The organism is Saccharothrix coeruleofusca (genome assembly GCF_017876325.1).
GTDB classification, from domain to species: Bacteria; Actinomycetota; Actinomycetes; order Mycobacteriales; family Pseudonocardiaceae; genus Actinosynnema; species Actinosynnema coeruleofuscum.
The window spans coordinates 4,094,457-4,119,100 of record NZ_JAGINV010000001.1; the positions used below are offsets into that span (position 1 = coordinate 4,094,457).

General features: G+C 71.6%; 19 protein-coding genes. 13 read left to right on the forward strand and 6 right to left on the reverse strand.

The genetic code is table 11. The features are described 5' to 3' along the window. Positions 1-3: 3 nt before the first annotated feature. Both JOF41_RS18215 and JOF41_RS18220 read left to right on the forward strand, forming a co-directional pair. Positions 4-2,055, forward strand: coding sequence for a YrhB domain-containing protein (locus JOF41_RS18215; RefSeq protein ID WP_209620622.1), 2,052 nt, complete (start codon positions 4-6; stop codon positions 2,053-2,055). Continuing rightward, a complete protein-coding gene (locus JOF41_RS18220) occupies positions 2,052-3,374 on the forward strand; it encodes an ADP-ribosylglycohydrolase family protein (protein WP_209624667.1) in 1,323 nt (440 codons plus the stop codon). Before JOF41_RS18215 ends, JOF41_RS18220 begins: the two co-directional genes overlap by 4 nt. A gap of 63 nt (positions 3,375-3,437) precedes the next feature. Here the strand turns inward: JOF41_RS18220 and JOF41_RS18225 are convergent, their stop codons facing one another. The 5 genes from JOF41_RS18225 to JOF41_RS18245 form a co-directional block, all read right to left on the reverse strand. After that, on the reverse strand, positions 3,438-5,531 hold the full coding sequence (locus JOF41_RS18225; protein ID WP_209620625.1) for an eCIS core domain-containing protein: 2,094 nt from the start codon (positions 5,529-5,531) through the stop codon (positions 3,438-3,440). A gap of 171 nt (positions 5,532-5,702) precedes the next feature. Then, complete coding sequence (locus tag JOF41_RS18230) at positions 5,703-6,722, reverse strand: SMP-30/gluconolactonase/LRE family protein (RefSeq protein WP_209620627.1); 1,020 nt, start codon at positions 6,720-6,722, stop codon at positions 5,703-5,705. A 58-nt stretch (positions 6,723-6,780) separates the two neighbouring features. Beyond that, on the reverse strand, positions 6,781-8,514 hold the full coding sequence (locus JOF41_RS18235; protein WP_209620630.1) for a PQQ-dependent sugar dehydrogenase: 1,734 nt from the start codon (positions 8,512-8,514) through the stop codon (positions 6,781-6,783). Positions 8,515-8,920: 406 nt separating this feature from the next. Continuing rightward, positions 8,921-9,676 (reverse strand): phosphotransferase family protein, encoded by a 756-nt coding sequence (locus JOF41_RS18240; RefSeq protein WP_372448486.1) that lies wholly within the window; start codon positions 9,674-9,676, stop codon positions 8,921-8,923. 80 nt (positions 9,677-9,756) lie between these two features. Next, entirely contained in the window at positions 9,757-12,333 is a 2,577-nt protein-coding gene (locus JOF41_RS18245) for an ABC transporter substrate-binding protein (protein ID WP_209620636.1), read from the reverse strand. 433 nt (positions 12,334-12,766) lie between these two features. Here JOF41_RS18245 and JOF41_RS18250 point away from each other — a divergent pair, with 433 nt between their 5' ends. The 8 genes from JOF41_RS18250 to JOF41_RS18280 all read left to right on the forward strand — a co-directional run bounded on the left by JOF41_RS18250 (position 12,767) and on the right by JOF41_RS18280 (position 20,697). Then, the gene (locus tag JOF41_RS18250) at positions 12,767-13,036 is read left to right on the forward strand and encodes a nucleotide disphospho-sugar-binding domain-containing protein (RefSeq protein ID WP_209620639.1); all 270 of its coding nucleotides are present in this window, start codon (positions 12,767-12,769) and stop codon (positions 13,034-13,036) included. Positions 13,037-13,045: 9 nt separating this feature from the next. Beyond that, entirely contained in the window at positions 13,046-14,299 is a 1,254-nt protein-coding gene (locus tag JOF41_RS18255) for a flavin-dependent oxidoreductase (RefSeq protein WP_209620642.1), read from the forward strand. A 159-nt stretch (positions 14,300-14,458) separates the two neighbouring features. Continuing rightward, on the forward strand, positions 14,459-15,694 hold the full coding sequence (locus tag JOF41_RS18260; protein ID WP_209620646.1) for an acyl-CoA dehydrogenase family protein: 1,236 nt from the start codon (positions 14,459-14,461) through the stop codon (positions 15,692-15,694). After that, positions 15,579-16,163, forward strand: a complete 585-nt coding sequence (locus JOF41_RS37190) for a NucA/NucB deoxyribonuclease domain-containing protein (protein WP_244989623.1) — start codon at positions 15,579-15,581, stop codon at positions 16,161-16,163. Before JOF41_RS18260 ends, JOF41_RS37190 begins: the two co-directional genes overlap by 116 nt. Before the next feature lie 68 nt (positions 16,164-16,231). Then, on the forward strand, positions 16,232-16,834 hold the full coding sequence (locus JOF41_RS18270; RefSeq protein WP_209620652.1) for an SMI1/KNR4 family protein: 603 nt from the start codon (positions 16,232-16,234) through the stop codon (positions 16,832-16,834). A 926-nt stretch (positions 16,835-17,760) separates the two neighbouring features. After that, positions 17,761-17,889, forward strand: a complete 129-nt coding sequence (locus JOF41_RS37850) for a hypothetical protein (RefSeq protein WP_268248799.1) — start codon at positions 17,761-17,763, stop codon at positions 17,887-17,889. A 184-nt stretch (positions 17,890-18,073) separates the two neighbouring features. Continuing rightward, positions 18,074-19,198, forward strand: coding sequence for a tryptophan dimethylallyltransferase family protein (locus tag JOF41_RS18275; RefSeq protein ID WP_209620655.1), 1,125 nt, complete (start codon positions 18,074-18,076; stop codon positions 19,196-19,198). 5 nt (positions 19,199-19,203) lie between these two features. Beyond that, complete coding sequence (locus JOF41_RS18280; protein ID WP_372448487.1) at positions 19,204-20,697, forward strand: tryptophanase; 1,494 nt, start codon at positions 19,204-19,206, stop codon at positions 20,695-20,697. A 572-nt stretch (positions 20,698-21,269) separates the two neighbouring features. Here the strand turns inward: JOF41_RS18280 and JOF41_RS18285 are convergent. Next, positions 21,270-21,839, reverse strand: a complete 570-nt coding sequence (locus JOF41_RS18285) for a TetR/AcrR family transcriptional regulator (protein WP_209620658.1) — start codon at positions 21,837-21,839, stop codon at positions 21,270-21,272. 88 nt (positions 21,840-21,927) lie between these two features. Between JOF41_RS18285 and JOF41_RS18290 the strand changes: the two genes are divergently transcribed. The 3 genes from JOF41_RS18290 to JOF41_RS18300 all read left to right on the forward strand — a co-directional run bounded on the left by JOF41_RS18290 (position 21,928) and on the right by JOF41_RS18300 (position 24,488). Beyond that, positions 21,928-22,893, forward strand: coding sequence for a ketopantoate reductase family protein (locus JOF41_RS18290; protein ID WP_189225043.1), 966 nt, complete (start codon positions 21,928-21,930; stop codon positions 22,891-22,893). 159 nt (positions 22,894-23,052) lie between these two features. Continuing rightward, entirely contained in the window at positions 23,053-24,255 is a 1,203-nt protein-coding gene (locus JOF41_RS18295) for a cytochrome P450 (protein ID WP_209620660.1), read from the forward strand. Between the two features lie 38 nt (positions 24,256-24,293). Continuing rightward, a complete protein-coding gene (locus tag JOF41_RS18300; protein ID WP_209620663.1) occupies positions 24,294-24,488 on the forward strand; it encodes a ferredoxin in 195 nt (64 codons plus the stop codon). Positions 24,489-24,644: the final 156 nt, after the last annotated feature.

Sequence of the window (24,644 nt, forward strand, 5' to 3'; positions counted from 1 at the left end):
CGGGTGGAAGCCGCGGAGGCGGTCGCCAAGGTCGAGCAGTGGCTGAGCGCGGTGCAGGGGGCGCGGGAGCCGCGTCTGCGGGTGGAGCGGGAGAAGGTGCGCCGCGTCCCCGAGGGCTGGTCGGTGCCGTACAACTCGGTGGCGTTCCTGGACGGCGGCGACGCGGGCAAGCAGATCTTCCCCCCGCCCCGGCTGGTGGTGCGCGAGCCGGACGGCGCGCTGCGCGAGCCGAGCCCCCGTCCCGGCGGGGTGAGCATCCCGGCCCGCACGCCCGGCCAGGGCTACTGGGAGGAGCTCATCGACCCGGAGTTCACCGCGTCCGGCCTGGGCCACCTCGGCGTGCCGGAGCTGGCGATCGGCGGGTGGCGGTGGGTCGGGCCGGACGGCACCCGCGGCGCGGAGCGGGAGAACCCGCGGTACCGCAGCGGTCCGCTGCGCATCGGCTACGGCAGGCCGGTCAACGAGCTGGAGTGGATGCTGCTGTTCGCCGACGTCGACTGGTTCGACCGCGAGCGGCTGCTCACCGGGTTGACGCAGGTCGAGGTGCTGGTGCCGCACCACGGGCAGCGGGTCGGACCGGACACGCCGTCGCTGGAGGTGTACTCGTCCACGGGCTGGCTCGACCCGATGACCACGGCGTGGCGCCGGGTCGACCTCGCGACGCTGGTCGCCGAGCTGCCCCAGCAGCTGACGCTGCGCTTCTACGGACCGGGGCAGCACTACCCGTTCCTGGTGTCCGACGTGGTGGCGGCGCTGCGGAAGTTCCCCCGCGTCCGGCCGCCCGTGGACGTCCTGGAGTCCCGCTTCGAGATCAGTCCCGAGGTTGCCCGGCTGGTGGAGGAGACCGCCGCGGAGCTGGGCCTGCGTTCTCCCGCCGAGCCGCCCACGCACGCGGCTCTGTACGCGCGGATCAACGGTTTCGAGCTGACCGACGACGAGATCCGGCGACTCGTCATCGGCCAGTCGTGGGAGAAGTTGGTGTTCGAGACCGGCGACCCGAGCCGCTGGCCGACCGACCTCGCCTCGAACGGCCTGCAACCGGCGTACGGCGACGACGGCCGGATCGAGCCGATCGTCGACGGGTGCGGCAAGTACTGCTCGGACGCGCCGAAGGGCTACCGCCACGGCTTCCGGCGGATCAGCGGCGCGTACGTGGGGTTCGCGCTGGGGGAAGCGCTTGCCATCAGCGGCGGCGGCGACGGGCCGCTGCGGATCGGTCCGCTGACCCAGCGGCTGCTGTTCCTCACCGAGGGCGTGATCCGCGGCCGGTCCGACCTGGCGGCCGGCGCGACCGGAGGTCTGCTGCGCTGGCTGCACACGCAGGGCGACACCGTGCCGGGGGAGGTCGACGGGTGGCTGGTGAAGGTCCCCGACCTCTACGCCGACAGCCTGCCCGACCCCGACGAGCTGGCCGCGATCCGCGAGCTGGCGATGGGCAGGCCGGGCACCGGGTCCGGTTCGGCCGCGCTGCTGGCCGCCCTGCCCGCCGCGGTGACCACGGGCGTGCCCGCGGTGGAGCACAACGCCGGGGCCACCGCGCGGCTGATCGCCGGAGTCACCCACCAGCCGGGCGTGGACCTCGACGCGGCCGAGTACCTGGCCGAGGTGTTCGACCGGATGCTGACCAAGCTCCGCCTGCCGCCCACGGTGTGGGTGGCGGGGACCGAGCCGGGCCTGAAGGACCTCGGCGTGCGGGACGCGCTGCCCGACTACGCCCGCTTCGGCCTGCCGGAGGTGCTCGACCCCAAGGACTTCGGCTCCGGGCACGACTCGCTGACCGTGCTGCGCCACGCGTTCAGCGCGATCGCCGGGTACGAGAACCAGCCGGAGGTCGCCCTGCGGCGCGCGGTCGGCCACTCCGGGCGCACCGCGCTCACCGGGGCGCTGGCCGGCGCGCTGATCGGCTCGCGCAACGGCATCCCCGGCCTGCCGTGGGTGGAGCGGCTGGAGCTGCGGTACCTGGTGGAGAACGTGGCGACCGACGCGTACCGGCACTTCAACCGGTCTTCACCGCTGAACATGGGCTACTGGACGGAGAGGTACCCCACGTCGTGACCGAGTTCCTCGACGACACCGACCTGGCGGCGCTGGCCGCGCTGCTGCGCCGCCAGCGCGCCGCCGACGCGCGGGAGACCGGAACACCCCCGGTGCGCACCCTGCGCGTGGAGCTGCACATCGGGGTGGACGCGGCGGGGCGGAAGTTCCTCACCCGCTCGCCCGCGTCCGCCGCCCCGGAAGCGCTGCTGGCCGGTCCCGGCCGGGAACGGGTGACCGGGGGCCACGAGGGTGGGAACCGGTGGCTGGACCGGAACCGGTGGCGCGGTTGCCTGCTGGCGGGCGCGGTCGCGGACGCGCTGGGCGCGCCGATCGAGTCCAAGCCGATGGACCAGGTCCGCGAGCTGGCGGGGCCCGCCGGGATCACCGGCATGATCCCGGCGTCGGACGGCGTCGGGCGGATCACCGACGACACCCAGATGACCCTGTTCACGATGGAAGGGCTGATCCGGGCGCACGCCCGGACCCGGCGCGGCGGCAAGGGCGATGTGGTCCACGCGCTGCAGATGGCCTACCAGCGGTGGCTGCACACCCAGGGCACGCCGTGGGCCAAGGCCCGCGGCCCTCGGGACACCACCGACTCCCCCACCGGCTGGCTGATCGGCGTGCGCGGGCTGTTCAAGCGTCGCGCACCGGGCGCCACGTGCTTCTTCGCCCTCCAGGACTACGGCACGACGGGGCGGACGGGGACCGTCGCGAACCCGGTGAACAACTCCAAGGGCTGCGGCGGCGTGATGCGCGCGGCCCCAGTCGCGCTGTGGTCCGACGACCCGGCCGAGGTCTTCGCGGTGGCCGCCGCGTCGGCCGCCATCACCCACGGCCACCCGAGCGGCTACCTGCCGGCGGGTGTGCTGGCGGTGATGGTGCGCAGCCTCCTGCACGGGGCGGACCTCCGCTCGGCGCTGGCGGACGGCCGGGCCCAGCTCGTCCGCTGGGAGCACCACGAGGAGACCTCCGCGGCGCTGGACGCGGCGGAGGCGCTGGCGGGTCCGCCCACGCCGGAGCGCGTCGCGTCGCTGGGCGACGGGGCGGTGGGCGAGTCGGCGCTGGCCATCGCGGTGTACTCGGCGCTGACGACCGACACGCTGAGCGCGGCCCTGCTGGCGTCGGTGAACCACGACGGCGACAGCGACTCCACGGGCGCGGTGTGCGGCAACATCGTCGGCGCCCTCTACGGGGAGGCGGCGATCGACCCGACGTGGTTGGCGCAGCTCGAACTGCGCGACGTGGTGGAGCGGCTGGCCGACGACGCGGCGGCCGAGTTCGGCCCCACCCCGCCGACCACCGAGGCGTGGACGGCGCGCTACCCGGACGACTGACGCCCCCGCGACCACGGGGTCGGCCCGCTCGGGCAGAACCCCGTGGTCCGGAGAACGGGACCGTCAGATCGCTTGGAGGTCGGTGATCTGGCTCACCGCCGTGGTGGGGTTGGTGGCCGCGTTCGAGTTGATGGGGTGCGCCATCGAGCGCTGCTCGACGACGAAGTAGTACCGGCGGGTGCCCGTGGTGGCGTTGACCGTGATCATCGTGGCCTTCACCCGGTTGCTGGGCCGCGGGTGGACGTGGCGCACGTCGCCCAGCTTCCGGTTGGCGCCGTAGACCGGGGAGGCCATGGTGGCGTCCGGGCTGTCGTCCAGCAGCTGCCGCCCCGCCACGAGCCGGGCCACCAGCACGTCGACCAGGTAGTCGTAGATCGGCTGGGCGTCCACCGTCGGCTGCTGCTGGCTCCTGGACGCCGCGAACGTGGTCTCCACGGCGGTCCCCAGGGGGGTCGCCCGCGTGGCGACCAGCCAGGCCAGCAGCAGTTTCGCGTCGTCGTCGGAGATGATCGTCATCGCCGCGTCCTGGGGGCTCAACTTCAGCATCACGTGGAAGTGGTGCTTCTTCGCCGGGTCCACCGCGGTCCGGCTGACCTCGTGCACGAGGTACTTGGCCTCCTGGAACAGCACGTGGGTGAGCATCGAGTTCAGGTTCGGCCCGGCCCGCAGCTGCCCGGCGGCCTGGTGCGCGGTCCGCCAGTTGTCGTTGATGTCGTTGACCAGCGCCGCCGCCCTGGTCCTGGCTTGGCGGTACATCCGCGCGTCGTTGTTGTTGGCGGGGTTCTCGAAGAAGTTGACGAAGTCCCGCTGCTGTTGCTGCGGAGTCTGGTTGGCCGCGGGTTCGCGCCCCACCTTGGCGTAGGGGGTCGAGACGTTGGTCTGGGTGACGAAGTTGGCGGGCGATGTGACCCCTTTCCGCGCCGTGGAGTGCGGCGGGTTGTCGTTCAGCCGGTACCGCCGTTCCGCGAGGCCGGCCAGCGACTGGTTGTAGCGGTCGATCATCTCCTTGACCGTGCCCGACCTGCTCAACGCGGTCCGGAGTTTGTTCCTGGCGGCGATGAGCGCCGGGCTCCGGTAGTCGGCGGTCGGCAGCGGGCCGTAGATCAGTTCGAGCGACGGCCGGTCGGGATCGCGGTCCATGCCCTCGATCTCCAGCTTGAACACCGGCAGACCGACAGCGGTGTCGCGCACGGAACGGGCGATCTCGACGCCGTTGGCCATCCAGGACTCCACCCTCAGCACCGTGTTGCCCATCTCCATCTCCAGGCCGGTGAGGTTGGCGTTGTCGAGGGTCGCGGGCTGCTGCCGTTGACCGGCCGGGAGGTTCGCGTAGTCCTGGATGTAGCTCTCCACCATCTCCCGCGTGACCGCGGGGTCCTCCACGAGTTGCCGCAACCGGGGCGTCGCGGCGGGGTCGAAGGAGTTGACGACGGCGTCGGGGTTCGCCCGGCCGCGTTGCAGTTCGAAGAACGCGATGAAGTCCGGGTCGTCCGCCAGGTCGTGCTGGGTCAGCAACCCGTCGAACTCGGTCATCGCCAGCCGCTGGACGGTCGGGTGGCCGTGCCCGACGTGCGACTCCTCGGCCTGGCGCACCTCGGGCGGGGCACCCGCCATGACGCGGCGGGCGTTGGCCTCGGCGGCGCGCTCGAACGGGTCGCCGGGATCGGACACCGCGATGCCGCTGCTCTGCGGGGTGGCCGGGACCGGGCCGCTGCGCTGCTGGATGACGTGGGTCAGCTCGTGGGCCAGGGTGTGCCGGTCGCCACCGCCGGAGCCGATGACCACGTGGTTGCCCGAGGTGTAGGCGTGCGCGCCCAGCTCGGAGGCGGAGCGCCGGGCGGCGGCGTCGGTGTGCACGCGGACGTCGGAGAAGTCGGCGCCCAGCCTGGCCTCCATCTCGGCCCGCACCGGCGCGTCCAGCGGCCTGCCGCCGGACCCCACCACGTCGTGCACCGCCGACCGCTGGACCGGGTGCTCGGTGTGCCCGGTCATCATCCTGGCCACGGCGGCGTTGCCGACCAGGCGCTGGAGGGCGAGCAGGTCGGACGGCTGGGACGAGCCCTGGTCCTGGCGGGCTTCCGGGCCGGAGCGCGCGTTCGCGGTCAGTCCGGCGGCCGGACGCTCGGGACGGCCGCGTTCGGTCTCGTGCGCGTGCATGGGGCCTCCCTGGAGCCGCACTCGGGTAGCTCCCCAGTGCCTACCGGTGCCCGGTCGCAGGAACCAGGGACCGACGGGCAGCACCGGGGGCAGCGCGTTGCCCTCATGCCCGCGTGGTCGACGCTCGACTCACGGGCGACCCGCCCTCGGATCGCCTCGGTGGTCGCTGCGTCAGTGGGGGTTCCCCGGCACGTTGAGGCGCGTCTGGTAGAGGCCGAACCCGCCACCGGGGACGCTGGAGGTGATGTACAGGGTCCGCCCGTCAGGGCCGCCGAAGGCCGCGTTGGTGGTGTTGCGGCCCGCGGAGATGGTGCCCAGCCGCTCCCCCGACGGGGCGAAGACGTGGATCAGTCCCTCGTCGTGGGAGGCCCAGTACACGTTGCCCGCGCAGTCGGTGGTGGCGCCGTCGGGTGTGCGGATGCTCGCGAACGCCGTGCGGTTGCCGGGGGTTCCGTCCGGGGAGACGGTGTACTTCACGATCGCGTTGCTGCCGAAGGCCCCCACGTAGAGCGTCGTGCCGTCGGGCGACAGGACGATGCCGTTGGGCTGCCGCAGGGTGTCGTCGACGAGGTCGACCGAGCCGTCGCGGACGCGGAACACGCCGGTCCGCCCGCCCTGCTCGTCGGCGCGGTTGCCGCGCTGGAAGGACGGGTCGGTGAAGTAGGTGGTGCCGTCGGGGCCGATGGTCAGGTCGTTCGGGGAGTTGAACGCGCGCCCGAGGTGGTCGGCCGCGACGGTCGTGCGCGTGCGGTCGGTCAGGCTGTAGGAGGAGACGGTGCGGTTGTCGTGGGTGGCGGCGAGCAGGCGCGCGCCGTCGTCGGTGACCGCCAGGCCGTTGCTGCCGGACTGGGCGATGAGCGTCTCGAAGGTGTCCGGTGGGGTGTACCGGAGCACCGCCGACGGTTGAACGCCTTGGGGGCCCGCGGGTTTCTGCATGTCGGACAGCAGCAGGGTGCCCGTTCGCCGGTCCCACGCGGGGCCTTCGAGGAAGGTGAACCCGCCTCGGACGAGCTCGGCAGCCACCGTCGGCGTCGGCAGCGGCGGGCCGTAGACCGCTCCGGGTGCGCACGGCGAAGCCGTCGCGGCGGCGGCGAGCGCGCCGGGCGCCGGGGGCGCGGCGCCCGCGATGACGATCGCCACCGCCGTCAACGCCCGCGCGCGGCGGCGACGCCGTGTCCTGCGGTCAGCCATGACGGCTCCCTCCCGTGGTCGGGGAGGTCGCGGGGCGGTCGCCCGCCCCGCGACCGGTTCACGGTCCGAGTTCGACCTTGAGGATGCGTTCCCTGCTGTTGTTCGCGATGCTGTCCTTGTCGCCGCGGGTGCTGGTGGTCAACCACAGGCCACCGTCGGCGGAGGGCTCCACGGTGCGCAGCCGCCCGTAGGTGCCGTTGAGGTACTGCTCGGCGTCGCCCAGCTCGTCACCGGAGATCTCGACCCGGTACAGCCGCGCCCCGCGCAGGCAGGCGATGTAGAGGGCGTCGCGCACCACGGCGATGCCGCTGCACGAGCCCTCGGCGACGGGGTAGGTGCGCTTGGGCGCGATGAAGCCGGGTTCGTCGCAGCTGCCGGTGGTGCCCTCGCAGAGGGGCCAGCCGTAGTTGCCGCCGCGGACGATCAGGTTGGTCTCGTCCACGCGGTAGTTGCCGAACTCCTGCTCCCACAGCCGCCCCTGGGAGTCGAAGGCCAGGCCCTGCGGGTTGCGGTGGCCGTAGCTCCACACCGGGTTGCCGAAGGGGTTGTCCGGGGGGATGGCGCCGTCGCGGTCGATGCGCAGGACCTTGCCCGCCAGGTTGTCCAGGTCCTGGGCGTAGTCGCCGTTCTGGCCGTCGCCGGTGGCGATGTAGAGCTTGCCGTCGGGCCCGAAGCGCAGTCGGCCGCCGTTGTGGTACTTGTTGCGCGGGATGCCGGTGAGCAGCACCTCCGGGGTGCCCCTGAGCGCGTCATTGGTGTAGTGGATGCGCACCACCCGGTTGTCGGTCTCGGTGGTGTGCATGACGTACAGCCAGGGGTCGGCGGTGAAGTCCTCGGCCACGGCGATGCCCAGGACCCCGCCCTCGCCGTCGGTGCCCGCCGCGTCGGGCACCGACCCGATGACGGTCTGCGTGCCGGTCGCGGGGTCGAGGCGGACGATCTCGAAGGTGTCGCGGCGGCCGTAGAGCACCTGCCCGTCGGGCAGGGTGGCCAGGCCCCACGGCAGGTCGGTCTCGGTGGCGACCGTGCTGACCGAGCACAGCGCCGTGGCGCAGGAGTCGCCGGTGGTGACCGCGACCGCCTCGCTGGGGGCCGAGCGGTTGGCCTGCGCGTCAAGCGCCCGCACCTGGTACTCGTAACGGGTGTTCGCGGCCAGGCCGCTGTCGGTGAACGAGGTCGCGGCGGCGCCGCTGGTCGAGCCGACCTGGACGCCGTCGCGCAGGACCTCGTAGCCCGCGACGCCGATGTTGTCGGTGGCCTGCGCCCAGCGCAGGGCGACGGTGGTGCCCGACGCGGTCGCCGTGACATCGGTGGGCGTGGAGGGCGGCTCGGTGTCGTCCTGGCACTGCGGCACGGTGATGGTCACCGTGGGGCTGGCCTGGGAGACGTTGCCCGCGGCGTCGCGGGCGTTGACGTACAGGCCCCAGGTGGCGCCCGGCACGACGGTGAGGTCGGCCGACAGCGCCGTGCCCGGCACCGAGGTCATGTGCTGGCCGTCGTGGTAGACGTCGTAGGAGGTCACCGCGACGTTGTCGGTCGACGCCGACCACGACAGCGTCACCCCGGTGCACGTCAGGTTGGAGGTGCGGGGGTCCGACGGCGCGGTCGGTGGCGTGGTGTCGGCGTCGCTGCCGTGCTCGACCATGACGCGGGAGGTGTTGGCGTCCACGGTGGCCGTGGACGCGGCAGGCGCCGGAAGCGCGGTGCCAAGACCCAAGAACAGCACCACCCAGACGGCTCGGCGCCGTAAGCGGGTGAAAGCGCTCTTCCTGGCCGCGAAGGGCTCTCGCATGGGGTTCCTCTCACGGGGGATGCGGTGCGAAATCGCCTGTTATCGCTAACAACAGCCATGCGGCATCGCGCCCCGTCGATGGCGTTCGACGTGCGCCGAAGTAGTCGAGCGGAGGTGCTCCTAGACGCGCAGGTCGGCGGCCGTCGCGGCGGCCGAGTGGCGTCTTGCCCGGAAGAATGGCGACCCGGACCGCTTCTGCGCACGTGAAGCCATGCTCCGCCTCCTTGCGAGCAGGGTGCCGGTGCGCGCCACCAGGTGCCGGGTCAGCACGACTGGGAGCGCTCCCAGGCACCGTAGCGCACGTATTCCGCCACCGACAAGACTTGCCGGGTGAGTACCCAACTCCCGTTAGCGCTAACAGCGGATGCCCACCGAAGTGCCGCGGGCCCGCCGCCCACCGTCCCGGCTAGGGCTCCCGCATCCGGGACCTGAGCACGTCGAACTCGCACCCCGGCGCGTCCGGGTCGAAACCGTGCTCGATCAGCCAGCGCGACGCCACCAGGCCGCGCAACGACCACCAGGCGCGGATCACATCCCTGTCCGCGCCCGCGCCGTAGCCCGCGAGCAGGTCGTCCAGGCGTTCCTCGTGCCCGAGCGTCAGGACGGCGAGGTCGTACATGGCGTCGCCGGGAGCGGCCTCGGACCAGTCGATGACGCCGGTGACCTCGTCGCCGTCGACGAACACGTGGGTGATCTGCAGGCCGCCGTGGATGAACACCGGTTCCCACGGCCGGAGCGCGGCCTGCGCGATCTCGCGGTTGCGCCGGATCACCTCAGCGGGCAGAACGTCGTTGGCGAGCAGCCACGCGCACTCTCTGTCGAGCTCCGCCGCCACGTCCTCCAGCCGGGGCCCCGGCCACGGCGGCAACGGTGCCTCGTGCAGCCTGCGCGTGGCGGCACCCGCCGCGGCCCACGCCGCCCACGACGCGGTCGACGGCTCGCCGAGTACGCCGAGCGCCTCACCGGGCACGGCGGCGATCGCGAGCACGGGCGGTTCGTGCCAGAGGATCGGCGGGGTCGGCACCGGCGCCATGGCCATCGCCCGCACCTCGACGTCGGCGTGCGCCGGGTCGCCGTCGACCTTCAGGAACACGTCACCGACGCGCAGCGTCGCCCGCCGGCTGTGGGCGACGACCACTTCGACCTCTTCCACACCGGCCATCCTGGCGGCGGGTGGCCGCCGATGTCGCCGGATTCGCGGGCGGGGTCCGGGGACCTCAGCGCTTCGGCTGTCCGGATTCGTCAGCGATCCTCCGGGCAGTCGGAGGGCTGGACGAGACTTGCGATCAGCTCGGTCCTGAACGGCAGTTCCCCGCACAGCAGCAGCGGCGTCGAACTCCTGTCCGCGTTGCCACGCAGCACCAGGATGGCCTTGTCGACCGGAACGCGGGAGTTGGTGCCGAAGCCGATGACGCCCGTCGCGCCCTGGATGGCGTTCTCCGCGCGGATGTTGCTGATCTCCGCCAGGAGTCCGGGGCGCACCGGCGCTTCCGGATCGGTTCGCCGGACCTGCCGCACGCCTTCGGCGATGACCTGCACCGCGTCGTGGCCCGCGGCCGAGCGGCCATCGCGCATCGTCGCGCAGGTTCCACCGAACACGTCGAGGTAGTACTTGTAGAACGGGACCTTGGCGCAGTCGGTCCACGCGCTCGGGTTGGCGAAGGACATGTAGTCCAGTCGCACGTTGGGGAACTCGGCCATCCTGCCGTCGAGGACGAAGCGGCTGCCGGAGTCACCGGAGATGACCGGAGGCGTGCTGCTCTGGCACTTGCTGTTCATGCCGTGGAGGAAGTCCGGCAGGTACTGGGCGCGCCCGGCGTAGAAGACCGCGTGCCCCGGTTCGTCGGAGCAGGCGCTCTGCCCCAGGGTGAAAGGTGGCACCCCGTCCTCGGTGGTGACCCGGTACTTCTCGTATCGGGTGACCTCGATGCCGCGTTCGGCGAAAGCGGTGTTGGCGTCCTCGGCCAGGTTCTGGCTGTACCGGTCGGACGGGTCTCCCGAGTAGAAGATCGACACCTTGCCGATCCCGAGGTGGCGATCGGCGTAGAAGGCCGCGACGCGCGCTTCCCGGCGGTTGTTCGGTCCGACCTGGTAATAGTACTCGTTGACCTCGGCCATGTCGTCGGCGGAGGTCAGTATCCCGACGACCGGCAGGGCGTTGCCCCCGAGCCGCCTGATCGCGGTCTTGGCGCTGTTGGTGCTGATCGTCAGGCCGGTCACCGCCACCACGCTGGGATCGTCCGCCGCCAGGGCGATGATCTTGTCGGCGGCGATGCCGCCGAACTCCAACCCCTGCCCGCCGGGGCCTTCGCCGCCGTTGGCCAGCAGCACCTTGATCGGGATGGAGCTGGTGTTCTGGGCGACCCACACGCCGCGCAGCTCCTCGACCAGCGCCTGGTAGCTGTTGGCGGTGCTGGGTGTCAGGATGCTGAGGAAGACGACGGTGACGACGTCGGGTTTCGCGGCCGCCTTCGCGTTGGTCGCCATGATCCTGCCGTAGACGTCGCCGAGGTCGGCGCGGATCTCGGCGGGCAGGCCGTCCGGGACGAAGTCACGCAGGGGGTCGGCCGACACCCCGACGCAATCCGCGCCGACGCGCACCAGCGGCGACCGCATCGACGGCGACCACCACACGTCGCAGCGGGCGTGGTTGAGCAACGGGACACCCGCCAGGGACGCCGCGAACAGGGTGAGCACCAGCGGCGCGGTCACCGCCCGCCGCAGCCGCAGCGGCTCGACCTGGGAGAGCGCGCCCGCGACGCCGGGGGCGGGGACGCGGGGGTCCACGTCGAACCGCAGCACCCAGTTCCCCGAGCGCGCCAGCAGGGCCAGCCAGTCGCGGTAACCGGCGGGTGCGTCGGCCGGGTGCACCCCTCGGACGTCCTCCGGCCCGCTCCACTCCCCCGCCGTGACCACCAGGAGCGGGTCCAGTCGGCTCAGGTGGTCCACCCGCCACCACCGCCTGCCCGACACGGTCTCGGCCGCGGTGTTGCGAGCGCGACCGATCGCCTCGACCAGCTCCTCGCCCGCTGTCGCGTCGCCGACACCCTCGACGAGCAGCCACGGGTGCCCGGTCCGCCGCCTGCCGGTTCCCCACGGCGTCCACCGGCGGTGGGAGCGGCGCAGGTCCTCCAGGAACGCCTGGACGAGGAGGTGGCGGACGTCGTCCGGGTGCGCGTCGGCCGGTTCCTCCTTCACGAAGGCGCGCGCCAGCCGGTAGAGCCCGAGCCCGGAACGACCGGCGACCGGCTGTTGCCCGACCCACGTCGCCGGTCGCCACAGCATCGCGGTCAACGCGAGGCCGATCCTGGGCGTCAGGGCGATCACCAGCCGGATCCACCACGGGAAGTCCTGAGCGATGTCCCAGCCGGTTGCCCGGACCTCCTGGCCGGTCGGACCGGAACCGAGCCGAATGCGGTGTCGCAGGTGGTTGCGGAACTCGTGGGCGATGGCCCGCTCCTCGTCGTCGGCCCCGACCTCGGCCGGAACCCTCAGCTCCAGCAGCCAGACCACCAGCGCGTAGTGCGGGAATCGGAGCGGGGACACGCCCCGGACCTTGCCCGCGAGCTGGGCCACGGCGTCGTCGAGCACCGGGCGCAGACCGCGCGGGTCGTTCCCCCCGCCGTCGACCCGTGCGAACGCGACGCGGCTGCCGCGCGTGGTGGCGGGCCGGTTGGCGAGTGCGTCCACCGGGCTCGCCACACCGGCCGGGTGCTTCAGGTGGACGATCGGCAGCGGCAGGTCGCGCCTGGGCCAGCGGGGGCGCCGGGTCAGCCGGTCGAGCAACCGCACCAGCTCGACCGCGCCCTGGAAGTGCAACCCACGTGTCTGCTCGGTCCCTCGGTACCAATCGGGGCGCCGTCCCCCGAATCCGCTCAACAGCCCCACGGTCGTCCCCTCCGCGAGCAACCCGCGATTTCCCCTTGGCGCATTACGCACAACTCCACGTCGGGATTGCTCCGGCGGCACGTGAACCGCACGCCAGGGCACACGACTTCGAAGTTCCCGACCTGTCGATCCTCGACCGAGGATCGCGTCGCGACTACGCGAATCGGCGTTACCCGCCTGATTGCGGTTCACGAGGAAGCGGCGACGATCCGGTGCCGACCAAGCGCTCGTCCCTGTCTCCGGTCCAGTGATCAGTGAGCCTTTTCATCAGCGGTTCGGCGTCGGGCTCCCCTCGGGTTCTCCGAGGACGTCGAGGGCGAGGCTGTCACCACCGCAACCGAACCGAACCGCGCACCCCGACACCGTGCCCGACAACGCTAAGATGGTCTTGTTCGTCCCGCTGCACACGCTCGCCCTCACCTGCTCGGCGGTGATCCAGCATGGCGGCTTCGGCACGGTCAACACCGTGGCCCTGCGCGGGGTGCCGCGAATCCCGCTCGCGGAGCAGCACGACACGCCCATCCCGGCGCGCGAGCTCGTCGTCTCCGCCCCCGGCTCCGCCGCCACGACGACATGCGCGCACCACACGGGAGGCACTCGCCCAACAGCACGGACCGACTCGCTAGGACGCTGAGGAGCGCAGATGCGAATCATCATCGCCGGTGGCGGCATCGGTGGACTGACCACCGCGCTCAGCCTGCACGCCGCGGGCTTCGACGACGTCCTGGTCGTCGAAGCCGTGAGAACGATCCAACCACTCGGCGTCGGCATCAACCTGCTGCCGCACGCCGTCCGCGAGCTCACCGAACTGGGGCTCGCCGACCGCGTCACCCGCCTCGGCGTCCCGACCGGCGAACTCGCCTACTTCAACCGGCACGGCCAGCTCATCTGGTCCGAGCCCCGCGGGCTCGGCGCGGGCTACCGGTGGCCGCAGTACTCGGTGCACCGGGGCAGGCTCCAGCTGGCGCTGCTCGACGCGGTCCGCGAACGCCTCGGACCGGACGCGGTGCGCACCGGCAGCCGCCTCACCGGGTTCGCCGCCACCCCGGACGAGGTGGTCGTCGAGCTGGGCGCCGAGCGGCTGACCGCCGACCTGCTGATCGCCGCCGACGGCATCCGCTCCGCGGTCCGGGCGCGGCTGTACCCGGCCGAGTCCGCGCCGCTGTGGAACGGCCTGGTGCTGTGGCGCGGCGTCACCAGGGGCAAGCCGTTCCGCGGCGGTCGGTCGATGATCATGGCAGGCGACCACGAGCAGAAGTTCGTCGCCTACCCGATCTCCGAGCCGGACCACAACGGCGACGTGGAGATCAACTGGGTGGCCGAGCGCCCGGTCGACGGCTCCGCCGCGGCCCGCGGCGACTGGAACCGGCTCGTCGACGTCGACGAGTTCCTGCCGCACTTCGCGGAGTGGCAATTCGACTGGCTCGACGTCCCCGCCACGATCCGCGACGCGGACGTGGCGTACGAGTACCCGATGGTCGATCGCGATCCCCTGCCCAAGTGGACCCACGGGCGGGTGACCCTGTTGGGCGACGCGGCGCACCCCATGTACCCGATCGGCTCCAACGGCGCCTCGCAGGCCGTGCTGGACGCCCGCGTGCTCAGCGACGCACTCGCCCGGCTTGGCGACCCGGTGCGGGCGTGCGAGGCGTACGAGGCCGAACGCAGGCCACCGACCGCGGCGACCCAGCTGGCGAACCGGGAAATGGGGCCGGAGCTGGTCATCAAGCTCGCCCACGAGCGGGCGCCCCACGGGTTCGCCGACATCGAGCAGGTGCTGCCGCTGGCCGAGCGCGCGGAAATCGCGGCGCGCTACAAGCGCACGGCGGGCTTCGACCCCGAAATGCTCAACGAGCGGGCGAGTTACAACGCGACCGTCGGCGGACCACGTGGGTAGCCCCGCGTGCGGTCGGGTAGTCGGAGCCCATTTCCCGTCGAGCCGGTTCCGCCTCCGGACTTCGGGCACTGCGGGTTCTCGGGGCGGTTCGCACCACCTCGCACCGGTGCGACGATCCGACTGACGATGGCCGCACACGACCGGTAAGGGATCGCGCCGATGACCGTTTCCTTCCTGCTCACCCCTGAGCAGGAACAGCTCAAAGCGGCGGCTCGCGCCTTCGCGCGGGAACGGCTGCGGGGCCTGACCTCGGCGACGCGCGCGGAACCCGACCCCAGGAGGCGGGCGCTGCTGGTGCGGCCGGTGTTCGAGGACGCCGTCGCCGCGGGGTTCCTCAAGGGGCTCATCCCGGCGCCGTTCGGCGGCAGCGCCGCCAGTGGCGTCGACGCCGCCATCTTCATCGAGGAGTGGGCGGTCGAGATGCCGGACTTCGTCATCTCCATGGCCGGACCGCTCATCGCGCTGGCGCCCGTCTACCAGGTGGGCACCCCGGAGCAGGTCGAGCGCTTCGTGCGCCCCTTCCTGGCAGGCTCCGGCGCACCGCTGGCGGCCATGGCCTTCAGCGAGCCCGAAGGCAGCGCGAACTTCGACGCTGAGGGCCCCGGTCGGGGAACGCGCACCACCGCGATCCCCGACGGTGACGAGTGGGTCGTCAACGGCCGCAAGGCATGGGCGTCCCACCTCTGCGGCTGGGACGGCGACGGCCCGGACATCATGACCATCGTCTGCCGGACCCCCGGCGGCGTCTCCCTCGTCGTCGCCGAACGCGAACACCTGGCAGGCCACATCGAAGTCGAGGAGTACTACGATCTCCCCGGCCTCAAGGGCTGCCTCACCACCCGCGTCCGACTCGTCGACGTGCGCGTCCCGCGCGACAACCTGCTCGGAGCGGAGGGCCAGGGCGTGTCCCTGACCCGTGGCGCGTTCTTCCCCAGCGGCGCGTCGATCGGCATCTTCGCCACCGCCGCCATGCGGCAGGCGTTCGACATCGCCTACCGCTTCGCGCTCACCGAGACCCGCGGCGGACCGGTGCCGATCATCGACCACCAAGCCGTGTCCGACGTCCTCGCCGACGCCAAGGGCAAGATCGAAGCCGTCCGACTGCTCGCCTGGCGCGCGCTCGACGCCGTCATGTCCATGCACCCCAGCGGGCCCGAACTCGCCCTGCACAGCAAGATCTTCGGTTCCGAAACCGGTGTCCAGGTCGTCAACGACCTCATCAAGATCATCGGCGTCACCGCCTACGACGAGAACCACCCCATCATCCGCCACCTGGTCGATGCCCTGTCCTACCCGATCATCGAGGGAAGCAACGTCGGCGTGCGCCGCAGGCAGCTGCAGTCGCTGTTCCGCACCCCCGGCTACGACCCGCTCGCCGCCTCGGGCATGGTCTGAACGACGAGACGCGCGCACCGCCGATCCCGACCACGTTCCGGCCGCCGGACTGCTACCCGCGGGGGCGCACCGCGGCAGGTTGCCGCTCATAGGCCCGAGGGGCTGGACGCTGCTGGGCGAAGCCGTGCCGACGCGGCACAACCCCGCCCCTGTTCGGTCGTGTCGACTCCGACGACCAGCCAGACCACCGCCTGGCGGGTCCAACCGCGCCTACGCGGGCAATGTGTGCAAGGACATCCGGGGTGTGGACTACGAGCCGGCGAAGTACAACTGCGACGAGTACCCGTTCGCCTCGACCAGGGAGGGCGCGTACACGTCGACGAGCAGCGGTACGCGGGCGTGGCGCGGTTCGGCACGTCCGATCGACGGGGATGACAACAAGCTGTCGGGCACCTGGATGAACTCCGACTTCTACAAGGTGCACCGCGTGCTCGACGGTGATCCGTTCGTGGTGAAGATGGACATTTGAGGGCGGAACGCCTGAACACGGTGGTGGGCGGCGTCACCGCCCACCACCCTCGTGCGACGATGGCCGGCATGAGCGCACCTGTGGCCGCTTCGTGGGACCGCATCGAGAAGTGGTTGGGGAGCAACGCCTCGGATATCCCGCTCCCCGCACCGGCGGCGGTGCCCGCACTGGCCGCGGCGGAGGTTGCCGTCGGGTACGCGTTCCCCCGTGATCTGGTGGAGTCCCTGCTGCGCCACGACGGTGCACCCCGCTCCTTGGTGCCGTCGCGCTGGACGCTGCTGCCGCTGGACACGGCGGTCGACACCTGGCGGCGCAACACCGAGGAGCTGGCCGCCCGACAGGCCGCCGAGGTCGACGACATGAGTGACGAGGACGACGAGGACTGGTCGGAGGTCGAGGAGGGCGAGGAGGACGCCTTCTGGGGCTGGAGCCCGGCCTGGCTGCCGATCGCGGTGGACGGCAGCGGGTGTCACCTCGTGGTGGAACTGCGGGAGGGCTCCCGCCACGGTGCCGTGGGCGTGCTCGATCCCGAGTCCAATCCCCGTTTCGAGGGATCTGGCACGTGGCCTTCGACCGCAGCGTTGCTGGAGGGGACCGCGAACGCGTTGCACGGCGACGCCCCCGTGTGGAAGCCGACGATCGAGTCGTGGGGCATCGACTGGACCCGGTGAACGGGCCGAACACCGGACGTCATGCCCCTGGCGAGGTCGACCGCTCTGATCAGGCGCCCCGGTGCTCGTCGTCACCGGGAACACCCTGAATTCGAGCCCCTGGTTCGGCGCGACGATCCAGGTCCCTCGGAGTGCCACATCCTCCAGTTCAGCCGAATCCGCCGACATCGCCTCGCGCGAATCCGCTGAGCCCGCGACCAGGTCCTCGGCCGAGTCGGTCCGCCAAGCGGCCTGTTCGCGGGCGGCGGTCGGGTCGTGCACCGAGCCGGGCTCGACGTCGCCGATCGGGTCTGTCCGAGCACAAGCGGCTCTGGCCCGTAGTCGGTGGTGACGCTGAGCACCTGTCAGGCGCGGAGGACGCGGTGGCGGAGAAGGTCGAATCCGGCGCACCCGTGCATTTGCCCCACGATTCTTCAGGTCGGCGAGTGCGGTCATCTCCGGGCAGGCCGCGGTGATCTTCTCCAGCAGGGTCGCATCCTCCGGGCGCGGGTTGTCGTGTTCGGCGAGCAGGAGGTGACCTGCGTGGCGGGAGGTGGTGACGGGGCGGTCCTCAAGATCACGGTCCGCTACTCGACGTCACCACCGACTGCGGGCCAGCGCCGTGTGTGTTCGACAGATCCTCGGATCGAGCGCTCCGACCGTGTGGGGACCAGTGAGGTCGGCTGGTCGACCGTCGGCCACGACCTGCTCCGCGTGCCTCCGGTTCACCTCGGCGACATCTTCGACATGGTGCCGCGGTCGGTCCCGCTGCTCCGACTCGACCTGTCGGCCGGGCAATTCGCCGCGCCGCACCTCCAATTCCCGCTCCGGGGTGCGGTGCCTGCGCGCCGCCAGGCACAGCGCGAACAGCCCGCCACCACCCATCGGGATGCCCGCGACGGCGATCGGTCCGTCGCGTCGGGGCGGCGTCGCCGGGATCGAGCGGGGTGGCGCTGTCAGCCGTCGTGGCCGACGTCGAGCACATCACCTCTGCCGCGGCAACCCCGCTGCTGGTCGAGCAGCGGCCGCCCGACCACCGCATCGACGGCAGCAACGACCGGGTGACCCCTGGGTGAGCACCGCCACGTCGCCGGACCGGCGAGGACGACGTTGACAAGTGCGAGGTCGAGAAATCACAGCCGCGTTCGACAACCCTATCGGGGGGTATGCGTCACCCGTACGGGCCTAATCGCTTTCGTGATCATGGGATGCGTGGGTTACCTGGAGTCGCGATATGATTCGGGGGCAGGTGATTCCGCTGTGTTCGACGCGATCGATTTCCGTCATCGCTCCACTCCGGACTCCGACTCCCTGGGAACCCTCGTCCGCGGGCAGTTCGCCGCCTTGGCCGAGGCGGCGGGGCTGACGGGTCCGAGGGAGGAGTTGGAGCACCTCGGGGACGCGATGCTCGGGCCTTCCGCCGCGCTACCGGTCCGCGCGCCGGGATGGTGGTACTCGGAGGTGTCCGACGACCACTCCCCCGTCGAGTACTCGCTCTCGTTCGAGCCGGGCCTGCCCCCGCAGCTGCGGCTGCTGGCCGAGCCGAACGGGATACCGCCGGGAGTGCGCGAGAACGTCGCGGTCGGTCGACGGGTCCTGCACGGGCTGGCTGAGCGCTACGGCTTCGACCTGCGGCGGTTCGCGCTGATCGAGGACCTGTTCCTGCCCGACCGACCGCAGGGCGCGTTCGGGTTGTGGTGCGCGGTCGTGCTCACCCCGCACGGCGAGCCGTCGTTCAAGGTCTACCTCGACCCCGGCGCACAGGGCACCGGGCGCGCCCCGGAGCTGGTGGAGGAGGGGTTGGCCCGGTTGGGCTTCCACCGCGCCCGCCCGCTGGTCGGCGACGCGGTGGCCGACGGAGGTCGGCTGATGTACTTCGCGCTGGATCTGGGGCAGTGGTCCCGGCCGCGGGTGAAGGTCTACTTCGCCCACGACGGCGGTGGCCCCGAGGACGCGGCGCGGGCGGCGAGCGCGGTGCAGGGAAGCAGCGGAGCAGCGGTCGAGGAGTTCTGCCGCACCGTCGCCGGGCCGGGCCCTTTCGCGATGCGGCCTCTCGTTTCGTGCTACTCGCTGGTCGACGCCGAGCCGGAACCGCCTGACGGGTACACCGTGCACGTCCCGATTCGGGACTACGTCGAGCACGATGGGGAAGCCCGCGCACGCGCGGTCGCGGTGATGCACCGTCAAGGACACGACCCTGCGGTGCTGGACCGGGCACTGGCTGCGGTGACCCGACGACGGCTGGATGCCGGAGTGGGGTTGATCTCCTACCTGTCGCAGGTGTTCACGCCGCGCGCCCAGCGGCTGACCGCGTACCTGTCCGCCGAGGCCAACCAGGTCCGGCCACCCCGCACGCGCGTTCCCCACGCGGTGTCGGGCAGGTGAGGGGCATGGGCGAAGCGCCGATCATGGAGCCGTTCCGCGCCAAGGTCGTGGAACCGATCCCGTTCACCACGCGCGCCCAACGCGAGCGGTCGTTGGAACGGGCGCACCACAACCTGTTCAACCTGCGGGCCGAGGAGGTGACCATCGACCTGCTGACCGACTCCGGCACCGGGGCGCTGTCCGCCGCGCAGCTGGCCGCGGCGATGCTGGGCGACGAGAGCTACGCCGGGGCCCGCTCGTTCCACCGGTTCCGGCAAGTCGTCGGGGACCTGACCTCCTACCCGCACGTCCTGCCGGTGCACCAGGGACGGGCGGCCGAGCGCATCCTGTTCTCCACCCTGCTGGGACCGGGGCAGATCACCCTGGGGAACACGCACTTCGACACCACTCGCGCCAACGTCGAACTGGCCGGTGGACAGGCTCGCGACCTGCCGTGCCGGGAGGCGGCGGACCTGGACAGCCCGCACCCGTTCAAGGGCGACATCGATGTGGACGCGCTGCACCGGACCCTCACCGGCCCGGACGGCCCGCGGGTGGCCGCGGTCGTCATGACGCTCACCAGTAACGGCATGGGCGGCCAGCCCGTGTCGATGGCCAACCTCGCCGGAACCGCCCGGCTGTGCCGCGCGCACGGGGTGCCGCTGTTCCTGGACGCGGCGCGCTTCGCGGAGAACGCGTGGCTGGTCACCCGGAACGAACCCGGCTACCGCGACCACAGCCCGCGCGAGGTGGCCGAGCAGGCGTTCCGGCTCGCCGACGGCTGCACGGCCAGCATGAAGAAGGACGGCTTGGTCAACACCGGCGGCTTCCTGGGCCTGCGGGACCCCGACCTGGCCCAGCGGTGCGAACTGCTGCTCGTGGCCACCGAAGGCTTCCCCACCTACGGCGGCCTGGCAGGTCGCGACCTGGACATGCTCGCCCAGGGGCTGCTCGAAGTCACCGACCCCGACTACCTACGGTCCAGAGCGGGCATGACCGCCTACCTCGCCCAACTGGCGCGGGAGGCAGGCGTTTCGGTGGTGGAGCCGCCGGGTGTGCACGCGGTCTACCTCAACGCAGGCCGGCTCCTGCCACACATCCCCCCGCACCGCTTCCCGGGGCACGCGCTGGCCTGCGCGCTGTACCTGGAAGGCGGCATCCGCGGCGTCGAATGCGGCTCCCTCTACCTGGGCAAGGAGGACGAGCACGGCAACCCACTGGTCAGCGCGCCGTGGGAACTGCTCCGCCTGGCCATCCCACGCCGGGTCTACAGCCAAAGCCACATCGAGCACGTCGGCCGGACCCTGGCCAGGATCGCCCGGAACACCGACCGCCTGCCCGGCTACCGCATCACCGAGCAAGCCCCCTTGCTGAGGCACTTCAAAAGCGCGCTGGAACCCGTACCAGTCCACACCGACGGGTTCGGGGCGAGGACCGAGTCCACCGCCCAGCCGAGCCCGCAACCACATCCGACGACACCGGTGGCCCCACACCAGGACGCGCCCACCGCGAGCCGCTGAACGGCGGCCGTCGACTGGCCCCGCTGCTCCAGGCTGCCATACGGGGTGCGTCCGACCCAGCCGAGCACGCGCGATTCCGGCAGGCGGTCACCGCCCGGCTGGTTGCGGTGAGTGCCCCTGCGCCGGAACCGCTTCCCGCCGGTGCTCGTCCGCCGCTGCTCCGGCCCGGCATCCGTGGCGTGTCCGCCCGCTTCGGTGCCTCCACGACGCTCGCCGCCGGATTGCGCCCGCCAGCACGGCACGAGGCCACTCTCATGGTTGCGCACGGCCGGCTCGTCCAGCAGCTCCACTGTGGGAGTGCCAGAAGTAGAGTTCTGTCTCCGACCCGCGTCAATGAGCGCGCCGGCTCCACGCATGCTCGCGGGACCGCTCCGGGTACTTCGACTTGCCGGACACAGGGATCATCCTTTCCCGGACCGCTGTCCGGGTCGGGGTGTCCGGTTCAAGGGGACGACCTCACCAAGACTTCACAGGTGCAGGCGACATCAGCCGGGTGACCGACCTGGACCGCGTCGTCGCCGTACCACTGACCGGTCCTTCGCTCGCGGTGTGCGACCTCGTGTCGCACACCGTCACAGCGGGCGGCGCAACCCGTCCAGCACGAGGGTGATGACATCGTCGGCCTCGGCCCGCCAGTTGGGGCGGTCATGGGCCGCGCCGATGCCGTGCAGCGCCATCATGACGGCACCGGCGTCCACGTCGTCGCGGACGGCGCCCGCCTGTACGGCGGCGGTCACCAGGTCGGTGACGGCCTGTTCAAGCGCTCGACTGCCCTCGGCGAGGGCACTCGAGCGATCGGCCATGAGCGTGGCCAACGTCCGGGCGAGGCCCTGATGGGCTGCTATGTGGTCGACCATGTCGCGCAGAAAGGCCGCCAACGCCTCCGCCGCCGGCAGCGTGGCCTGCAGCTGGCGGGCGCGGTCGCACAGCGTGGCGACTTCCCCGTGGTAGACCGCCTCGGCCAGCGCCTCTCGGGTGGGGAAATGGCGGTACAGCGTGCCCGTGCCCACCCCCGCCAGACGAGCGAAGTCGTCGAAGCGCAGGTCGAAGAAGCCCCCGGCGTCGAAGGCCTGCCTGGCCGCGGCGAGCAGGGCCTCGCGCTTGCGCCGGGCGTCGGCCCGCAGCGGCTTGTCGGCGGTCATGCGCTCCCCTATCGACAAATGGAGATGACCTCCATATGGTAGTAAGCGGAGATAACCTCCACTTCAATCATACCCCGCGAGGTGCAGCGTGAAGATCCTGATGTTCGGCCGAGGCGTGATCGCCACCATCTACGGCCGAGCCCTGCAACAGGCGGGACATGACGTCGAGTTCTACGTCCGCCCCGGCCGCGCGGCGACGTACGGGGAAGCGGTCGACCTCGACCTGCTCGACATGCGGCGCCGGGTGTGGGGGCGGCGCGTCGTGGAGAAGTGGCCGGTGCGCTACCGCGAGGCGCTGGAGCCGGACCACGACTTCGACCTGATCGTGCTCAGCGTGCCGCACCACCGCCTCGCGGAGGCGACGGCCTTCCTGGCCACGCGGATCGGCCAGGCCACGGTGCTGGTCTTCGGCAACATCTGGGCCGAGCCGCTGGCCGCGATCGGCGCGCTCCCCGTCGACCAGGTCGCCTGGGGCTCTCCTCAGGCCGGTGGCGGTTTCGGCGCGGACGGCGTGCTGCGCGGGGCGCTGCTGCCGTCGGTCGTCTTCGGCACCCTCGGCCGTCCCCCGACCGACCGGGAGCGGGCCGTGCGCCAGGCGTTCCGCGAGGCCGGGCTCCGCCCGAAGGAGCAGCCTGACTTCCGCGGCTGGCTGTGGGTCCACTTCGTGTCGGACGCCGCCCTGTTCTCACAGGGCTTGAGGCTGGGTTCCCTGTCCGAGCTGACCGGGTCGACGAGCGACTTCCGCGAGGCACTGCTGACCGGCCGCGAGCTGCTGCCGCTCCTCCAGGCGCGCGGCGTCGACCTGCGACGTCACCGGGGCGGTGTGCTGCTGTTCCAGACGCCGACCCGGCTGACGGCCCGCGCGCTCGCCTGGCTGACCGCTCATGTCGCGCTGGCGCGCATGACTTTCCAGACCCACTCCGATCCCGAGGCTCAGGAGCCGAGGGAGATCTGCCGGGACACCCTGGCCGAAGCACGACGGTTGGGCATCCCGGTACCGCGACTGGAAGCGGCCGAACCGCACTTCGCCCGTGAGGGGACGGGTCGGATCTGACTTCACCGATGTTGGCGGTCCCGGTGGTCCACCGCGGCTCCGTGGTCCGCCGCATCCCGGAGCGAACCCAGTCGCACCGGTCGGCCAAGTGCCGTTCACACACGGCTCTTCGCTGTCCGGCCTCTGCCGCCTGTCCCTGACGTCGTGGAAGGAAAAGTCATGACCACCGCTGAGAAGCACGAGTTCCCCATGTCCCGCACGTGCCCGTTCGCGCCGCCGCCCGCGTACGAAGCGATCCGCGAAGAAGAGCCGGTCTCGCGGGTTCGTCTGCCCGACGGGTGGGCCTGGGTGATCAGCCGCCACGAGGACGTGCGAACGGTGTTGAACGACCGGCGGTTCAGCGCCGACCGGCAGCATCCGGACTTTCCACAGTTGGTCAAGGGCGAGGCGGCGTCCCGGAGGCCGGACGAGGAGCGCATGCTGATCGCGATGGACGCACCCGAGCACGGGCCGGCGCGCAAGGCCGTGCTCGGCGAGTTCACGGTGCGCCGGTTGGAGGCGCTGCGGCCGCGGATCCAGGAGATCGTCGACGGACAGATCGACGTGCTGCTGGCCGGGCCGAAGCCCGGTGACCTGGTGGATGCGCTGTCGCTGCCGGTTCCGTCGCTGGTGATCTGCGAGATGCTGGGTGTCCCCTACGCCGACCACGAGTTCTTCCAGGAGCACACGGTGAAGGTGATCAAGCAGTCGACGCCGCCCGAGGAGCGGTGGGCTGCCATGGGGGCCATCCAGGGCTACATGGCCGACCTCATCGCGGCGAAGGAGGACAACCCGCCGGACGACCTGCTCGGGCGGCAGATCGTCAAGCTGCGCGCGGCAGGCACCTACCGGCGGACGGCACTGGTCAACATGGGCCTCCTGCTGCTCGTCGCGGGCCACGAGACGACGGCGAACATGATCTCGCTGTCGACCGTGGCGTTCCTGCGCAACCCGGAGCAGCTCGCGCTGATCGAGGCCGACCCCGGCAGAACGCTCAACGCGGTCGAGGAAATGCTGCGGTACTTCACGATCATCGACGTGGCGACGGCCCGGCTGTGCGTCGAGGACATCGAGGTCGGCGGGCAGCTGATCCGCGCGGGCGAAGGCGTGCTGGCGCTGGGTTATTCGGCCAACCGGGACCCGCGGGCGTTCGAGAACCCGGACGAGCTCGACATCGAGCGCGGCGCACGCCACCACGTCGCGTTCGGGTTCGGGCCGCACCAGTGCCTGGGCCAGAACCTGGCTCGGATGGAACTGCAGATCGTGTTCGACACGCTGTTCCGCCGAGTCCCCACGCTGGAGCTGGCGGTGGATGTCGACGAGTTGCCGTTCAAGGACGACGCGAACATCTACGGCCTGTACGAGCTCCCGGTGACCTGGTAGCGGACGAACTGCCATCCCCACCTCAGGAGGACAGGACCATGAGGATCATCGCGGACACCGGCAGGTGCGTCGGTGCCGGACAGTGCGTGCTCACCGAGCCCGCACTGTTCGACCAGAGCGAGGACGACGGAACGATCATCGTGCTGAACGAGGCGCCGGAGGGCGAGCTGGTCGAGAAGGCCAGGGAAGCGGCACGCGTGTGCCCCGGCCAGGCCCTCTCGCTGGAGGCGTGAGCCAATCCGTGGGTGGCCTCACAACCTGCGACGATCACGCTGATCAGTGCGGGACGTTGAACGGCGCATCTCCGCTCAAACAGGGCGAACTCCCACGATGGGTCCGCCGCGCGACAGCGTGCCTCGACCCGACCGGCATCGGGCCTGCGTCTTGGC

What these genes read in the sequence shown, in the direction of transcription:
- JOF41_RS18270 (WP_209620652.1), top strand. Translation starts at nt 16,232, where the DNA reads ATGAGCGCACCTGTGGCCGCTTCGTGGGACCGCATCGAGAAGTGGTTG.
- JOF41_RS18235 (WP_209620630.1), bottom strand. Translation starts at nt 8,514, where the DNA reads ATGCGAGAGCCCTTCGCGGCCAGGAAGAGCGCTTTCACCCGCTTACGG.
- JOF41_RS18300 (WP_209620663.1), top strand. Translation starts at nt 24,294, where the DNA reads ATGAGGATCATCGCGGACACCGGCAGGTGCGTCGGTGCCGGACAGTGC.
- JOF41_RS18230 (WP_209620627.1), bottom strand. Translation starts at nt 6,722, where the DNA reads ATGGCTGACCGCAGGACACGGCGTCGCCGCCGCGCGCGGGCGTTGACG.
- JOF41_RS18280 (WP_372448487.1), top strand. Translation starts at nt 19,204, where the DNA reads ATGGGCGAAGCGCCGATCATGGAGCCGTTCCGCGCCAAGGTCGTGGAA.
- JOF41_RS18285 (WP_209620658.1), bottom strand. Translation starts at nt 21,839, where the DNA reads ATGACCGCCGACAAGCCGCTGCGGGCCGACGCCCGGCGCAAGCGCGAG.
- JOF41_RS18260 (WP_209620646.1), top strand. Translation starts at nt 14,459, where the DNA reads ATGACCGTTTCCTTCCTGCTCACCCCTGAGCAGGAACAGCTCAAAGCG.
- JOF41_RS37190 (WP_244989623.1), top strand. Translation starts at nt 15,579, where the DNA reads ATGCCCTGTCCTACCCGATCATCGAGGGAAGCAACGTCGGCGTGCGCC.
- JOF41_RS18225 (WP_209620625.1), bottom strand. Translation starts at nt 5,531, where the DNA reads ATGCACGCGCACGAGACCGAACGCGGCCGTCCCGAGCGTCCGGCCGCC.
- JOF41_RS18295 (WP_209620660.1), top strand. Translation starts at nt 23,053, where the DNA reads ATGACCACCGCTGAGAAGCACGAGTTCCCCATGTCCCGCACGTGCCCG.
- JOF41_RS18255 (WP_209620642.1), top strand. Translation starts at nt 13,046, where the DNA reads ATGCGAATCATCATCGCCGGTGGCGGCATCGGTGGACTGACCACCGCG.
- JOF41_RS18240 (WP_372448486.1), bottom strand. Translation starts at nt 9,676, where the DNA reads ATGGCCGGTGTGGAAGAGGTCGAAGTGGTCGTCGCCCACAGCCGGCGG.